Source organism: Paenibacillus sp. GXUN7292 (assembly GCF_050864975.1).
Lineage (GTDB): Bacteria > Bacillota > Bacilli > Paenibacillales > Paenibacillaceae > Pristimantibacillus.
In genome coordinates this window covers 1-17,345 of sequence record NZ_JBOZWO010000022.1, presented here as the reverse complement: position 1 = coordinate 17,345, position 17,345 = coordinate 1, and the positions used below count along the sequence as shown (strand labels likewise).

The 17,345-nt window shown below is 44.5% G+C and carries 9 protein-coding genes; 7 read left to right on the top strand and 2 right to left on the bottom strand.

Annotated features, from left to right (window positions below):
• Positions 1-561: 561 nt before the first annotated feature.
• Positions 562-2,874, bottom strand: coding sequence for a helix-turn-helix transcriptional regulator (locus ACRRU2_RS17610; protein ID WP_432503629.1), 2,313 nt, complete (start codon positions 2,872-2,874; stop codon positions 562-564).
• A gap of 177 nt (positions 2,875-3,051) precedes the next feature.
• On the bottom strand, positions 3,052-3,249 hold the full coding sequence (locus tag ACRRU2_RS17605) for a hypothetical protein (protein ID WP_331697281.1): 198 nt from the start codon (positions 3,247-3,249) through the stop codon (positions 3,052-3,054).
• Here ACRRU2_RS17605 and ACRRU2_RS17600 point away from each other — a divergent pair.
• The 7 genes from ACRRU2_RS17600 to ACRRU2_RS17570 all read left to right on the top strand — a co-directional run bounded on the left by ACRRU2_RS17600 (position 3,248) and on the right by ACRRU2_RS17570 (position 16,957).
• Complete coding sequence (locus tag ACRRU2_RS17600) at positions 3,248-4,246, top strand: ABC transporter permease (RefSeq protein WP_331697280.1); 999 nt, start codon at positions 3,248-3,250, stop codon at positions 4,244-4,246. The genes ACRRU2_RS17605 and ACRRU2_RS17600 overlap by 2 nt on opposite strands.
• Before the next feature lie 9 nt (positions 4,247-4,255).
• Positions 4,256-5,128 carry a carbohydrate ABC transporter permease gene (locus ACRRU2_RS17595; protein ID WP_331697279.1) on the top strand — a complete coding sequence of 291 codons (873 nt, stop codon included), beginning with the start codon at positions 4,256-4,258 and terminating at the stop codon, positions 5,126-5,128.
• Between the two features lie 86 nt (positions 5,129-5,214).
• Complete coding sequence (locus ACRRU2_RS17590; RefSeq protein ID WP_331697278.1) at positions 5,215-6,807, top strand: extracellular solute-binding protein; 1,593 nt, start codon at positions 5,215-5,217, stop codon at positions 6,805-6,807.
• Positions 6,808-7,000: 193 nt separating this feature from the next.
• Positions 7,001-8,956 (top strand): alginate lyase family protein, encoded by a 1,956-nt coding sequence (locus tag ACRRU2_RS17585; RefSeq protein WP_331697277.1) that lies wholly within the window; start codon positions 7,001-7,003, stop codon positions 8,954-8,956.
• Positions 8,957-8,970: 14 nt separating this feature from the next.
• A complete protein-coding gene (locus tag ACRRU2_RS17580) occupies positions 8,971-13,605 on the top strand; it encodes an S-layer homology domain-containing protein (RefSeq protein ID WP_432503625.1) in 4,635 nt (1,544 codons plus the stop codon).
• 35 nt (positions 13,606-13,640) lie between these two features.
• A complete protein-coding gene (locus ACRRU2_RS17575; protein WP_331697275.1) occupies positions 13,641-15,140 on the top strand; it encodes a DUF3604 domain-containing protein in 1,500 nt (499 codons plus the stop codon).
• Between the two features lie 485 nt (positions 15,141-15,625).
• A complete protein-coding gene (locus ACRRU2_RS17570) occupies positions 15,626-16,957 on the top strand; it encodes an arsenic transporter (RefSeq protein WP_432503623.1) in 1,332 nt (443 codons plus the stop codon).
• Positions 16,958-17,345 lie beyond the last annotated feature (388 nt).

Sequence of the window (17,345 nt, the reverse complement as noted above, 5' to 3'; positions counted from 1 at the left end):
ATAATGATCGTCAAAAATGACACTGCAGCCTGCCAAATCGTTAAAATAGCAAAAAATCAATATATCGTAAAAAATCGTGATACGCTCAAAGGTGCAAAATTGCTGGCTATTTGCCCAAGATGAATGTACATGGTCACACGTTCCGTTATTTGCCTAAAAACCGCCATTTTCTTCATTTCGCGGACACACATTCCGCTATTCGTCTCTAAATGGGACTTTTTCTTCGATTTATTGACCAATAGCGGAACGTCTGTCATTTTACCTCCTCAAAACTGCGGTTTTGGGCCAAATAGCGGAATGACTGACCATCTAGCGGGGACCAGAAGTGCTATTAAACCAAAAATGCTTGAATAGAAATCTAACGAAGCTTGACGGCCTTATTGGGGCAAAAGCTACCTAAAAACGTGGTTTGTTCACATATAGGGTAGCTAATCTTCGTTACAATTTAAAAGCTGTTTTCGTCGAAATAGCGCTTGCCAGCTTCGTTAGAATTATTTTTCAACTTCATAGTCATAGTTTTCGAGCTTGTCTTTGCGCACCTTTCATCACTCTTTCTTGTCATCAGCCTAAATTTTTCAAATATTCGCCAGGCGACACGCCGATATACTGTTTAAAAATTCGTATAAACGTATTCGTATTATTACAGCCGACAATAGCTGCTACTTCATGCACCTTGTATGTCTTTTGGTTGAGCAGCTCCTTGGCTCTTTTAACCTTCAACGTATTTACGTACTGCTTAAAGTTAATGTCCAATGAGTTTTTCAGCAGCTTGCTTACATAGCTTTCCGACAAATTGAAATGCTCCGCGATATCAGTAAGGGATAGATCCTTATCAAAATGCTGGTGGATATAAATAAAGATTTGCGACGCAGTTGAGCTTTCCAGGCTGAATTTATCTTTGTTGCAATAGTTGAATATTTGTTCGAACAGGCCGAAAGCTTTCTCCGAAAACTTTCCTGAAGTGCTATCCATAAACTCGTCGAGCGCGTTCGGATATTGTTTCATAAATTGATTCAATGTCTTATTGTTGGTATTCAAGCAGCGCTTGAACGTAGTCAAAAGCGAATGCTTCAAGCTCGACAGATTGGCCGGGCCCAGCATATTTTGCTTTTCGTTTTCTTCTATTAAATTGCCAAGCAGCTCATAGGCTTTTCCCAGGTCGTTCGTATTTACATAGTTAAGAAGTAAATTTTCAACCTCGATCGGATAATAGCAGGCGACTTCCTCGACATGCTTTACACCTTCTGATGTGATGATTTTGCTTACGGCAGCATATTGATAATTGCTTAAACGAAGCAGCTCCTGCAGCGCGGATGTGAGCTCGGTCAGCGAATAGGTTTCTGATAGGCAAGCGGTGATATCCAAAGCCAAATTGCTTTCGACGCTGCTTATCATATGCTCGGACGTTTCCTTAAGCTGATCCGCATTCAAACCATGGAAAATAACACAATATTTATTGCGGTCCAGCGGCAGTACAAAAAAGTGCTCTTCATGTTGTAACTTCTCTTTAATTATCGAATGGAAAATAGCCGATAGGTTAGGCACCGGAACGGTTTCATGCAGAGCTTCCAGCCCTTCACACTCAAACAGCACCATATTCAGCCGCTCTTGAAATGCTTCTAGCTGCAGGGCAGCTATATTATCGTTTATAAATTCCTCGCTCGCGATCCCATAAATAACCTTTCGGAAAAAATCCTCCCGCAAATGCACGACAGAATGATCGAGTTTATTTTGCAGCGCGTGGTTAAGAGAATAGATTTGTTCAATACTGGATTGAATGTAAGCGAGTTCATGAATTTGGTTTATTTGTAATTGGCTTCGCGATTTCTCCAAAGATGGAAGGGCAGCAGCTTGATCACTGCCTTCAGATGTTTTGCTGCCTGTTTTTACTCTAGCCTTATTATGCTCATCCAAAAATTGCAGCAGCTGCCGGATTGGCTTATAGCTTGATCTGGTAGCCATATAGGCAATGATCAATCCGATTAGCAGAAGCAGCACGCTAGGGAACAAGGCGGTTTTCCATAAAGCAAAAAAGATCGTGCTAAAAGTAGTCAGCTCGCTAATGTATACGTAGTGTAAATTCGGTACCAGCTTGGAATGATGAATATAGTTGATCGTTGAACCTATTTTTATATGATGCTGATCAGATGGTACGTTCAGCATATCGGTCCGCTGTAAAATAACGGGATTCAAATTTTGATTATTTGTATAAGAAGTAATCATTTCATCTGTGTACAAATAAAAATTGCCCTCCGGTTGATCGATTGTTTTGGGCAGCAAGGAAACGCTGTCAACAACGATAAAGAAGTAAAGAGGGTCGAGCTTGGAGTTTACGGTCTGATGGATCAGGACAATTCTGCCCGGTGCTGTCATTTGCGACTGCGGAACAACATAGGTTCCTGTAGCCAAGGCTTCATTTTGCTGCTGTTGAAATTGTTCAAGGGCAGCAGGCCGAATTCCTAGATCATCCAAGTAATGTTTAATGCTGAATGTTCCTGTACCCGTAATGATCAAATCATCTGTAAGCTTAGAAACGCCGAGCGTAAACCCCAGCTGACCGAAGCCGCGCAGCTGCTCAATCAGGTCATTGTAAAGGTTTGCAACATTAAGGTAGTTTGTATGATCGCTATACCGATAATCGATCACGCTTTGCATGGTAGAAGCTTTATAAACAAACTCCATTGCAGTACGAAATTTGTAGTCTGCATAGTTGCTGTTTTGGTCTATGTAGAGCTGGTGATTGTGGTTGTTCTGCGCGTCGAGCATTTGATAGCTTTTGTAAAAAATAATCGATGATGTGATGATCGAATAAAGCAAAACAATAATAATAAAAAAGGTCAGCATCTTGTACAAAAACTTCCTCTTTACTATCATTTCACGAACTCCCCTTTTAGCATAATCAGTCGCTGTCTCTATTTCTCTTTCTATTTTTATTAAGTATGAATTCTAAATTAGTCTACATCACTTTAATCCTTTCTTCAAAAACATAATCTAACAATTAGCCCTCATCCTCATTTTTTGACCTCGCTGAAACCCTTGCAGAAAGCGCTTTTAGAGCGGTTTACGGCGATGTATATCGATTTTTTGTTCATCATCAAAACGGAATGCGAATCCTCTTTTTTGGTCGTAAATCAATAAAACAGGGATCATGACAAATATTAAAGATATCGCTTTCATCCGCTCTCCTATACGATTCAAATAAGCAAGCGATTGAGCAAGCAGCAAATCAAACAGCAGGAGGTGAGACATGAGCATGAGCAGCGCAAACGAAATAGAAGCATCTATTGAACCATCTCCGAATTTAAAAAAGGGAGGGTCTGACGGAAAGCTTGGCATGTACTTCAGAAATTTGAAAAGAGATATATTTAGAGACCGAATATTGTACTACTTACTTATTCCATTTCTGCTGTGGTTTTTAGTTTTTAAGTATTTGCCCATGTGGGGAATCCAAATTGCATTTAAGGATTTTAGCTTATTTAAAGGAATAGGCGGCAGCAAATGGATCGGCTTTGAGTATTTTACTGAATTTATTGGAAGCGAATACTTTTTGCGGGTATTTAAAAATACCGTCATCATTAGCTTGTATGGACTTATCATTTGCTTCCCGGCACAAATTATTTTGGCGATTATGATCAGCGAGGTTACTCGCAATACCTTTAAAAAAGTGGTGCAAACTCTAACGTATTTGCCGCACTTTGTCTCGGTTGTCGTCATTGCGGGAATTGTGACGACCTTTCTGTCACCGGAAAGCGGGTTAATTAATTTAGTGCTGGAAAAGCTGGGCTTTGAGAGTGTATATTTCTTAACGAATCCGGATTATTTCAGGGGCATTTATACCATTATGAATTTGTGGAAAGAAACGGGCTTTGCCTCGATTGTATTTATTGCAGCTATCGCTGGAATCGATACTCAGCTGTATGAGGCGGCTAAAATGGATGGGGCTAATAAGTTCAAGCAGATTATCCACGTTACTTTGCCGGGCATTCTGCCTACGATTGTCGTTATGTTTATTTTGAAAATCGGAAGTTTGCTAAGTGTTGGATATGAGACGATTATTTTGCTCTATCAGCCGGCGACGTATGAGAAGGCAGACGTCATCAGCACTTATGTATATCGTTCCGGTCTCATTGACGGAAGATATGATTTTGCTACAGCCGTAGGGTTGTTTAACTCTGTTGTAGCTCTCGTATTAGTAGTATTGGCTAATAAATGGAGTAAAAAAGTAACTAATGCAGGCTTATGGTAGGTGATCGATATGATTGAATCAAGAGGAGAAAAAGCATTTAAAATCGTCAACAATATTTTGTTGGCCATTATGGCGATAGCCGCGCTCTATCCTTTCGTATATGTATTATCTGCATCCATAAGCTTGCCTTATCATGTAGTAACAGGCAAAGTGCTTCTGTTTCCAAAAGGGTTCACATTGGATGCTTATAAGAAGGTGCTGGGCAATCCAGAAATATGGACGGCATACGGCAATACGATTTTTTATACCGTTGTAGGAACCGCGGTGTCGATGTTTTTAACGATATGCGGCGCCTATGCGCTATCAAAAAGACGGTTAAGAGGACGGAAATGGTTTACGATTTTTGTTACACTGACGCTTTGGTTTGACGCGGGCATGATCCCTTTTTATTTGACAATTAGAGATTTGGGGCTGCTTAATACAAGAACGGGCATTATTATCGCTTTTGCAAGCAACGCCTTTAAAGTGATTTTGCTTCGTACAAGCTTTGAAGCGCTGCCTGACGAGCTGGAGGAATCGGTGAAGGTGGACGGCGGTAATGATCTGCATGTGCTGTGGCATGTATATTTGCCTCTAGTGAAGCCGGCGCTCGCAACAGTTGGTCTTTTCTATGCAATTGAGCGATGGAATGGCTACTTCTGGTCGATGATCATGCTGACGGATATGGATAAAATTCCGCTTCAGGTATTATTGAAAAAGATGATCGTAGAAAACGACATCCAATCGGAGTTTGCTGCAGCGCTAGATTTTACATCTACTGTCTCGGCAGAAACCGTAACTTATGCTACGATAATAGTTTCAATATTGCCGATCGTGCTTGTCTATCCATACATCCAAAAGTATTTCATTAAAGGTATGCTGGTTGGCGCGGTAAAAGGATAACAAAAGTGACGATTCGGTAATTTGTTTAGCGTTATTAAGGAAGCCATTGTGAAGGAAAACTACATTATAAATACGGGGTGTTATATATGAAAATAAAAAAATTAGTTATTGTACTTGCAGCAACAACATTATTGGCAGGAGCGCTTGCAGCATGCTCGTCAACGCCAAAAAATGCCGAACCAAAGCCGACGCAGTCTGCTGATGTGCAAGGAAGCGAAAACGCTAACCCTTATTTGGCTTCTGAAAAGCCGTTGAAGCTGACGGTTCATATGGGAACGAAGGATTCAGGCGTATTTAAAAATGATTGGGCGATTTTTAAAAAAGCGGCGGAATTGACGAATGTTACTTTGGAAGGAACACTGCCAAGCACGGTAGCTGATTTCAGCGAGACGTTCAGCATCGTTATCGCATCCGGCTCGATTCCCGATATTATGCAGGCATTGTCCAAGGACTTCCTGCAATATGGACCTGAAGGTGCGTTTCAATCCCTTAACAAGCTGATTGATGAGCATGCGCCTAACTTGAAAAAGTTTCTTGACGAGAACCCGGACGTAAGGAGCGCGGCGTCTGATAATGAAGGCAATATTTGGTTCATTCCTTTTATTGCGGACGGCGAAGCTGAAAAAGGCTGGTTTATCCGCAAGGATTGGCTTGAAAAGCTGAACCTGGAAGAGCCAAAAACAGTTGAAGATCTATACAATGTACTGACTGCATTCGTAAACAATGATCCGAACGGCAATAGCAAAAAAGACGAGGTTGGCTTTTTCCATAGAAATACGTCAATCGGCATTGAAGGCTTGATGGCGCTTTGGAACGGTTTCCTGGATTACCGCGTATTCGACGGCAAAGTCATTTATGGGCCGCTTGAGCCGGAATATGGCGATGCTATGACGAATATGGCGAAATGGTATAAAGAAGGCTTGATCGACAAGGAAATCTTTACCCGCGGCAGCAAAGCGAGAGATATTTTGCTTGCTGACAATGTCGGTGGTCTGACGCATGATTTCTTTGCTTCTACAGGCAACTATAACGATCAGCTGGATGGCAAAATCGAAGGCTTCCGTTTCGATCCTATGCTTCCTCCTGCCGACATTAACGGCAAAGTGAAAGAGCCGTCCAAGCGCGACCGTGCTAAAAACTACGGCTGGGGAATTTCCCACAGCAATCCTGATCCGGTAGCAACGATTAAGTACTTTGATTTCTGGTTTTCAGAAGAAGGACGACGTATGGCGAACTTCGGCATCGAGGGCGATACGTATACGATGGTAGACGGCAAGCCGATCTTTACAGATAAAGTATTGAAGTCAGACAAAGCGCCTGTGGATGTTATTCGTGAGACAGGAGCACAATCTAATTTTGGATTCCAGCAGGATTACTTCTATGAAGAGCAATGGACGCTGCCTTTGGCAACAGAAGGTATTAATCAATACAAAGAAAACAATGTATTTATGGATAAGTATCCTGTTCTGAAATTTACAGAGGAAGAGCAAAAAGAAATCCAGAAGATTACGCCTAAAGTAGACACTTATATTGTAGAAACAAGACAGCAATGGATTTTGGGTGCTAAGCCGGTAGACCATGCGGCGTTCGTAAAAGAGCTTGAGAAGCTTGGCGCGGGTCGTCTGGTAGAAATCAACCAAGCTGCTTATGACCGTTACGTAGCTGAAATGAAGCAATAACAGGCAGTAGAATGGGCTGCAAACTTAAGGCGATTCATTAGCAATATAGCAATGATGCTGAAAGGTTTGCAGTCTTTTTGAAAATGTAGGAAAGTATAAGTTTTCACTTTATACATGTTCCTATATTTCATCGGTAAACGCGACTGTCCAAAGGACGGCGGAGCCGTTTATCCTCGAATAAGGAGATGAAAAAATGAGCATTCAAGCATGGATGAAGGAGCCGATATCGACATCGGAGCTGCTGGCCAATTTGCGTTCGCGGCTTGAACCGATGGATGCAAAGGCAGCTTATATTGCCAGCCATATGCCTGAGCTAGTACGGGAGACGATCGACAATGCTGAGCTTTCCTTAAAAGGAATGATCAAGCTCCCTGGTACTGGCGGCGTAAGGGAATTTGTCGGCAATCCGCCAAATTGGCTGGAACGCAGGCATAATGATAACGAATTTTTATGGCAGCTGAACCGCATGAACTATTGGCAGGAGCTGCTGGAAGCTTACTCGTTGACGAAGGAAGAAAAGTATGGGCGCAAAGTAATAGAGGAGATGCTGGATTGGACTAAGACCGTTAATATTACGGAAGATATGATCGATCTGCCGCTGGACTATTACTCGCAGTGCCATCCATTGCGAGCGCTGGAGCTAGGCATTCGCGCTTATAAGACGTGGCCGCTTTTGCTGGAGCATTTGGGGCATACCGAGCTGTTCACAGAGGAAGTTTTGGAGAAATATGTAACCGCTGTCTATAAACAAATTAAAATATTACGCAAAGTTTCGCCGCAGTTATGGCCAAAAGCGGATCATAATCATTATTTGATGGAATGCTTGGGCATTTTGACAACAGCGCTTTATTTCCCGGAGCTTAAAGAAGCGGATGAATGGAAGGCCTTTGCAATCGATGGCATTGAAAAATGCTGCGAGGCGCAGCTGACGGAGGATGGCGGACAAATCGAGGGCTGCCCGTCCTATCATAATGGCTGCATGTTCTGGTTCGGACTTGCGGTAGTGCTGGCCAAGCGCTTCGGCTTCCAGTTCTCGGATTCGTATACGGAGCGGTTCAAGAATAACTTGGATTATTCGATTTATTCGTTAAGGCCTACAGGAAAATGCGTACCGGTCGGGGATTCACACGCCAACAATCTAGCTATTATGGGCGGCGTTTATGGATACTTTGCGCTTGATGATATGACTTGGCTCGGGCTTGCCACTAACTTGATTGATCCGGCCGAGATTATGCAGGAGGCAAGCAAGCATGTATGGCGCGCGCTGGATGTGCAGCAATTCGTGGAGGATTTACGATCTTTGCAGGGCAAGCAGTTTGAGTGCGACAAGCAGACAACGTTTTGGAATCGTACCTTGCATCAAGCGATTATCCGCAGCGGCTGGGATTCGCAGGCTCTTAGCTTTCTGTTCACGTGCAGAAGCCCGATTCAAAATTTTCACGCCCATATCGATTTAATGAGCTTTGACTTTACAGCGCTCGGCAAGGATATGGTTTGCGATCCCGGCATTTTCTGCTACAGGGATGATGAGGACCGCAAGCAATTTAAAAGCTCCAATTATCACTCTACTCTGCTTATCGATGAGCGGGACCATTTTGAATATATTAGCTCATTTGGCTATGGCCCTCAGAAAACAGGAGCCATTTACAAGGTAGAAGACAGAGGCTTCTATCAGCTCGCAAGCGCTTACCATATGAATTACGAGCCAGTCATCCACCACCGCCATATTTCGCTTGTAGATAACCGCTTCCTTGTCGTGGCGGATTGGGTAGAAGGACTGGAGGGACATAGCGTTCAGCGCTATTTCCATCTTGATTTCACGGATGTTAGGGAGTGCTCGGATGCAGTTATCGCCAAAAGCGATATCGCAAATCTTGCCATTATAACGAATGATCAGGGGAAAACAGATTTTCTGCCGGGAAGGCTGTCTGATATTAACGATATTGCTAGACCGTCTACTAGAGTCCGCTTCCAAGACTCGTACAATGGCACAGCTTCGTTCCTGACGGTACTTATTCCTTATCAAGGGGAAGGGCATCCCAATGTTCAGATGATCGAAGCGGGAGATGGCATTTTCGAATTTTTGTATGGTGAGCGTTACCAAGTTGCAATAAAGGATAACGATATGCGCATTAGCAAACTAGATTGAGAGGAGCAATTAGGATGCGACAAAAAAGAACTTGGGTAAAAAAAATCAGCTTGCTGCTATGCTTTGCATTAGGCTTCAGCGGAGTTTTGGGCGCCTTGCCGCCTGCAGCTTCAGCAGCGAGTATCGCAGTGCACTTATATCAGGATTTTGAGGATTATACGAAAACAGGGGCTCCGCCGAGCGGCTTTGAAATGACAGGCATTGCGGAGGTGAAGAGCACAAGCGGCGCCTTGAATAATGAAAGTACGGCTCCGAATGGCACTAGCGCGTCGCTTCGCATTGAAGAAACCGTGGCTGCCGAGCAGCCCGATGTAGGTTTGGCCAAGCGTTTTGGAGCGGATGATTTGACAGGCCAGCTTATTTTTGACTTCGATATCAAGCTGCTGGATACAAATGGCGGCAGGTTTATAGAAATAAAGGATAGCGCTAATAAAGGCATCACACTTGGAAACATTGGCGCAGATGGCGTGCTGAAGGTTGGAACGGGCAAGGTGCCGCTGCAAGCGAATGAATGGTACAGGCTTTCCTTTGCGATGAATGTGGAGGCAAGCGCGACAACGGTATCTGTGTATGTAGACGGAGTAAAAAAGCTGGATTCGATTGCAATCAATAACAGCAATCAAGCAGCGGGTATAAATTATCTCAGAGTTCGTGCTAAAAGATCTGCTACAGCTAGCCTGCAGCCAGATGCGGCAGGCGACAAGCACTTTACCACTCTGCTTGACAATATGCGTGTCTATGAAGGCACGGAGCTGAAGACGATGGAAGAGCTGGCGGATCTTCAGCAGCCGGACTCCTTGATGAATTTCGATAATGACCTGGGCATTTCCGTGACAGATCGCTTGGCTGGCTCTTTGGCGATGATGCTGAACAATTCGAATGCATTAATGGATAATGTCAAAATGAATGGTATGTTCAACGACCAAACTAAACCGCAAAAAGTGGAAGGTACGATTGTCGTGCCGCTGCGTAAAGTTGGCGAGCTGTTTGGCGTAGATGTGCAAATTAACGGTGAGAGCGCCAGTGTAGAAGTTAATGGCGTGCAAAATGAGGTGGAGAAGGAACGCGCTGTTATCGCGGGTGTAGAACATCCATCTTCAAATATCTCGTTCATGACAGGCGAGGTTATGGTGCCGCTAGAAATAGCTGCAGGCATTTTGCAAAAGCAGGCTTATACAGACTATAAAGGCAGAGGGCTTATCGTAATAGGCGACAATGCGCAGCCGTTCAATGACGCGCTGGATAAAGTGGATGAAAATATTAAGCCGCAAAATAATGAAAAGTTTTATATTGAGGAAGCAGTAAAGCAAATCGTTTATGACCGTCCAAGCGGCGAGCAGGCAATGGACAAATTAATCGATAACAATGCACAACATCCAAGAATTATAGCTACGGCATCGGATTTCAGCCGAATCAAATCGATGCTCGGGGCCGGAGAAGCAACGATAAGCAAATGGTTTGCGGATATTCAAAAGCAGGGTGAGAAGCATCTGGCTATGGCAGTTCCGACGGATGATTTGCCGGACGGCAGACGTATGATCGGCTCCAGACAGGTCGGTCCGCTCGTCATTAATTTAGGTATGCTCTACCATTTGAGTGATGATGCGGCTAAGAAGGAGCAGTATAAGCAGCGCATTTGGGATGAAGTTTATACCGTATCGCAATTCCCTAGCTGGAATGAAGATAATGAATTTTTGAATACAGCAGAGTTTATGGAAGGCGTAGCGATTGCCTATGACTGGTTGTATGACGCGTGGATGCCTGAACAGCGACAATTGCTTGAAGACGCGATTATTCAAAAAGGGCTTGTGAAATCTTTAGAGGCTTACAATAAAAATGTATGGTGGATTCATACCTATCCAAGAACAAATAACTGGAATGCGGTAAGCAACGGTTCTACCATTCTTGCTTTAATGGCTATAGGAGACATCGATAAGCAAATTATGCTGCCTTCAAAAGAAACGGTTTCGATGCATCAATTCGGCAGCAAAATATTGGATATCGCATTCAATGCGCTAGAAGATTATATTTTGCTGGAATTTACACCGGACGGTGCATGGGCAGAGGGGCCTAGCTATTGGAAATACACACTGGAGTATATGGTTCGCTTTATAGCGTCCATGGAAACGGCGCTAGGGACAAGCTATGGTTATGATCAGACGCCAGGCTTTAACAAAACAGCTTACTTCCCAACATACTTAAGCGGATCTGTCGGCTCGCTGAACTATGGCGATGCTTCAAACAATAAGGTGATCTCTGCGGAGGAGCTTTGGATCGCCAAGAAATATGAGGATAAACTACTCGCCTCGATTCATTTGGACAACAAAATAAAATACAAAAATGCCGGTTCGGAGTTGGAAATGCTCTGGTATGAGCCAAGCTTCTATATGCCGAATCAGACACTTGAGCCGGATCAATATTTCAGCGGGACAGAGGTTGCAACCTTCAGAAGCAAATGGGACGATCCTGCCGCAAGCTTCCTTGGCTTCAAAGCGGGCAATAATGTTGTGAGCCATGGCCACTATGATCTCGGCAGCTTTGTATTTGAGGCGCTTGGCCAGCAGTGGGCGATTGATCTTGGCAAAGATGATTATAACTTGCCGGGTTATTCAAATTATGAAAAAGAGCGATTAACTTACTACCGTTTGAATCCGGAGGGCCATAACACGCTTGTTATTAACCCGGACGGAGGCGCGCAGCAAAATATTAAAGCCTTCTCAAAGATCGAAAAGGTAGAAAGCAAGCCGCTTGGCGGATTTGCAATTGCTAATTTAACCGAAGCCTATAACCAGCAAGTATCCGAAGCAAGACGAGGCGTTATGCTGGCATCCAACCGGATGAGAGCAACCATTCAGGATGAGGCAACGTTCCTGACACCTTCGACGGCTTATTGGTTTATGCATACAGAGGCCGAGATTGAAGTAAGCGATGACGGCCAATCAGCGATTTTCACAAAGGGTGGAGAAAAGCTGTGGGTAGGCCTCGATAGTGATGCCCGCGATGCTTCCGGTGCGCCGGTTGCCGCTAGGTTCGGAGTGATGGACGCGAAGCCGCTGCCGGAATCTCCAAATCCTGCGAAACAGCACCAGAATGACGGCATCCGCAAGCTGTTCGTCAAGCTGGACGGCGTGAAGGAAATGCGTTTAACGGTAACGATGATTCCGATCGTAGGCGATGCGGAGGATATCGATACAACGGTGACGCCTGCAGCTCTTGATGAATGGAATATTGCGGACGGCGATTTGATCGTTCCGGTTATTCAAAGCGCGAGTGTGGACGGCGCTGGCGTAGAAGGCTTTGCGGAACAGACATTTAACTATAATATTGCTTTGCCGCTCGATTATACAGATGTGCCTGAGCTGGCAATTACGTACGACGAGTCTTTGTATCAGGTTCAAGTTACGCCGGCAGCTGAAGTTCCAGGCGTTACAAAGGTAATTGTTTCTTCCTTGCAAAGTCCGGAAATTAAGAGCGTCTATCGATTCAACTACAAATTAGTTCCGAACAACGGCGAGGATGAAAGCCTGATAGAATTGGCGATTGCAGCTGTATCTGCGAGCGCATCGCAGTCGGAACAGGGGAACACGGAAGATAAAGCGATCGACGGCGACTTCAACACGTATTGGGGAGCGGAAGGCGATCAATGGATTATGCTCGATTTGGGCGAGGCTAAAACGGTGAATAGTGTCGGCATTGCCTTTATTCGCGGCAACGAGCGCAGCTTCAAGTATGAAATTGAAACATCTTTAGACGGTGAAACCTGGTACAAAGCTTATTCGGGTCAAAGCAGCGGAGAGAGCCTGGACATTGAAAAAACATATTTAAGACAGCATGAAGCCCGTTATGTGCGCATAACAGGCCACGGCAATTCCGTAAACCAATGGAATTCTTATGCAGAGGTTCGCGTGTATCAAATGAAAAAAACTGAGCCTGAGCAGCCTGGCAATGGAAATGGCGAAGGCAACAACGGCAACAACGGCAACAACGGCAACAACGGAAACAACGGAAACAACGGTAACAATGGTAACAATGGTAACAATGGTAACAACGGCAACAACGGCAACAACGGCAACAATGGCAACAACGGCAACAATAGCGGTGAGGAGAAGCCGCCAATTCTTCAAGATATTAAAGGACACTGGGCCCTAGATGACATTGAACGCGCCGTTAAATTAGGCATTGTTAATGGTTACGGTGATCAATCTTTCCGTCCGCAAGCGAATGTATCGCGTGCTGAATTCGCGGTCATGTTGGGCAGAGCGCTGCAAATGGAGCAGTCTGACGATAAGGAATTGCCATTTAACGATGCGGCAAATGTTCCAGGCTGGGCAAAAGGCTACATTGCCCAAAGTATAGAAGCTGGCATTATTAGCGGCTATGGCGATCAAACCTTCCGTCCTGGCAAGGCGATTACCCGTTCGGAGCTTGCGGCTATTATCGTTCGAGCGCTGAATTTGCCGTTTGAAGAAGGAGCGGATATTACTTTTGCAGATGCGGATCAGATTGCAGATTGGGCCAAGCCTTATATTGCTGCAGCTGTACAGGCTGGTTTGATTAAAGGCAAGGGCAATAATCAATTCGCACCGAATCAGCTTGCTACTCGTGCGGAAGCTGTCGTTTTAATACTAGCATTGCTAGACAAAAAATAAGAGATTTTTAAGGAGAAAAAAGGAGAGCAAACCATATGAAGTTATTTTGGGGAGACCTGCACAATCATTGCGGGATTACTTATGGGTTTGGAGAATTGAACAATGCTCTTGAAGCAGCCCAAAGCCAGCTGGACTTTTGCGCAATTATCGGACATGCGATGTGGCCGGATATGCCCGAGCGAACAGATGCGACGGCATTTTTGGTTGATTTTCATAACGAGGGATTTGCGAAATTGAAAGCAGACTGGGAGGCGGTTCGCGCCAAGGTTCAAGCAGCCAATGAAGCGCATCAGTTTGTCACCTTTCAAGGCTATGAAATTCATTCCAGCGAGTTTGGCGATCATCATATTTTGTCGCCAAACGATGAGCTGCCGCTACAATATGCTGCTTCACCGCAAGAGCTGGTGGAGAAGCTCGCTGCCTATGATGTGATTGCAGTACCGCATCACATTGGGTATACGCCAGGCTATCGCGGCATCAATTGGGAGGCGTTCCGCTCCGACTATTCTCCGATCGTTGAAGTGTTTTCCAAGCATGGCTGCGGCATGTCGGATTCAAGCAGTTATCCCTATTATCATACGATGGGACCAAAGGATTCACGCAATACTGTAATTGCTGGTCTTAAGAAAGGCAAAACGTTCAGCTTTGTCGGCTCTACTGATCATCATGCAGGCTATCCAGGCTCATACGGAGATGGGCGTGCAGCTGTCTGGGCGAAGGAGAAAACGCGCGAAGCGATATGGGAAGCGATTAAAGCAGGCCGTACTTATGCGGTTACAGGTGATAAAATTGCGTGCCAGTTTTCAATAAATGGAGCGGAGATGGGCAGCAGTATTCAAACGTCTGAGCCAAGACATATTGTGCTGGATGCGGAATGCGTCGATTATGTTGATAAAGTTACGATCTACAAAAATGCAAAGCCATGGAAGGTAGTCGCAGGGGAAAGTTTACAGCAGCCAACTCACAGCGGCGGCAAACAAGCCTATAAAGTGAGGGTAGAGCTGGGCTGGGGCGATTCCAAGCAAGGCTACAGCTGGACCGCCAAAGCTCAAGTGAGCGGCGGCAAGCTGCTGTCGGCAGACAGCTGCTTCCGCGGTCAAAGCGTCTTGGCGCCTGAACCGGGCATGAGAGAAAATCCGAATATTAACAAGCTCGGCAATCAAATTGTCGAGCAGACAGAAGCGGTGCTTGCCTGGACCTGCACCACCTTCCAGAATCCTTCGACTCTGCATCCTGCGACAGCAGCGGTTGTGCTGGAAATTGAAGGAGGCCAGGATACTACGCTTACTGTGGAAGCAAACGGGATGGAAAAGCAAATTAGTTTGGGTGAGCTGCTTGAAGGCTCCTGCTCCATGCATATTCAACCATATAACTCTGAGGCTATACTCATTCATCGCGCTGTTCCCGAAACATCGTACAAGGTTCATTTAGAATGGACAGATGCTGAGAAGGAGCTGGAGACGGATGCTTATCATGTAGAAATTCGTCAAGCGAACAACCAATTTGCATGGATATCGCCTGTATTTGTTAGTTAAAATAATGTGAAAACTTATGTGAGTAGATTGAATTGAGTGTACCCCCTAAAGCAAACAGTGGAAAACCCGTAAAAGGAACCGCTGAAGCTGCGCTAGGGGGTATATTTTTTTGCGAAATAGAAAGGGGAGCGGGCATTGCAATAGACCCTGCAAACATCACCACTGTAAGTATGTCGGCAGTTAATTGACCGGCGCTTCTGCGTCAATGTTTTTGTCGCGCATCAACAGCTGCGAAAAGCTAGATTTCATAGCTGGCAAATGTCAATAGGGGATATCTATCAATAAATGATAGGAGATGATTTTTCAAAGAATTGGGGTTATTGACCAGTACGAGCTATTTGTGCAGCACATATCTATATATTACATCTTATCTCTAGCGGAAATTAGAAGGAGGCGAATCTATGAAATAAATCTCCCTGTTTCATGGCAATTATATGGCTTTGAAAGGAGAATGAGATAGTAGAGAAATGAAGAGAGGTTAAAGTATGCATGAATTAATGGGTATAATCACTATTTGTGCCTTTTTCCTTACAATTGCATTTATATTCTGGAAACCTAATATTAACGAAGCTATACCGGCATCTGCCGGTGCTCTAATCGTGCTGCTGACGGGTACTGTATCGTTGTCCGACCTGGGGGCAATAACAGAAACGATAAGCGGAGCTGCGATTACGATTATGGCAACCATCGTGATGGCGATTGTACTTGAAAGCTTTGGCTTCTTTCATTGGGCCGCCGAAATTTTACTAAGGAAAGCACGCGGGTCTGGCATAAGGCTGTTCTGGTTAACCAACTTTTTTTGTTTTCTTATGACGCTCTTTGTTAATAATGACGGGAGTATTCTAATTACTACACCGATTTTATTAATGCTGCTTAAAAGCATGGGGCTTAAAAATCATCAAAAAATACCCTATTTGCTTTCTGGCGCGCTTATAGCGACAGCTTCCAGTGCACCGATCGGAGTAAGCAATATCGTTAACTTAATTGCGCTTAAAATCGTTCATATGGATCTTTATATGCACACAGCGATGATGTTCATACCCGCATCGTTCGGACTGGTGCTGCTGACGCTGCTCCTTTTTGCAATCTTCTATAAGACATTGCCAAAAAAATTGCCAGAAGTCGCGCAGTGGAGCTTAATGCCTGGGGGACATCCGTTAAAAGGGGACCATTTAAAAGAAATAAACACGAAGTTTATGCGGAATGTGCTTATTTTCGTATTCTGTGTGCGCATCAGCTTATTCGTCGCCTCATACTTTCACTTCCCAGTTTCAATAATGGCTGTCCTTGGATCCGCCTTCCTTCTCGCATGGCGCTGGACTTTCTTGAAGATTCCTCCGACCGATATGATTAAAAAAACACCATGGTATATTCTTATCTTTGCTTTTGCTATGTATGTCATTATTTACGGATTAAGCAACCTTGGGCTTACGGAATGGCTGATTACGATCATGCAGCCGCTTGTCGCCGGCAGTCTGCTGCAAGCAAGCGTACTGACGGGGCTCCTTCTTAGCATATTGTCCAACCTGTTTAACAATCATCCGGCTTTGATGGTTGGAACACTGACATTGACGAATATGGGACTCGATCCGCTGACGCTGAAAATTTCCTATCTCGCAAGCGTCATCGGCAGTGATATCGGCTCGCTTCTGCTGCCAATCGGTACATTAGCTACGATCATGTGGATGCATATTATTAAGAAGGGCGGTGTAAAAATCAGCTGGGGGCAGTATTTGAAGGTGACCATAATCGTCATACCAATTACCGCTATCGTCACGTTAGTTTTATTGAGCTACTGGGTATCTTGGATTTTCTAAGTGAGATCATTTTGAAGAGTGCTGGGCGGCAGTTTCTTCTTATGGCGCGGGGATCATTGGGGAGTATGGATAAGTATTGCCGGAATGGCAACAATCATCTCCAATACGATTTAATTAAAAAGAAAGAAGTGTCGTTAAGAATAAAATGGGAAAACCTGCTGGAAATTATCCGGCAGGCTTTTTGTTCATTTTTTAGGAAATTATGAGCCAGATAAAATTGTGGATAAGTATGTCGAGCTTGAATTGATCCTAATAATGCGGACACTGATGGCCGTTAGCGCTCATGTTTCGCCAACTTCCACTTTCTAGCGGACAGAAATGTCTGTTAGCGGGAAAAAAGCTAGAAAATTCGGCGGAATGTTCTTCTAATGGTCATAAGTGTCCGCAT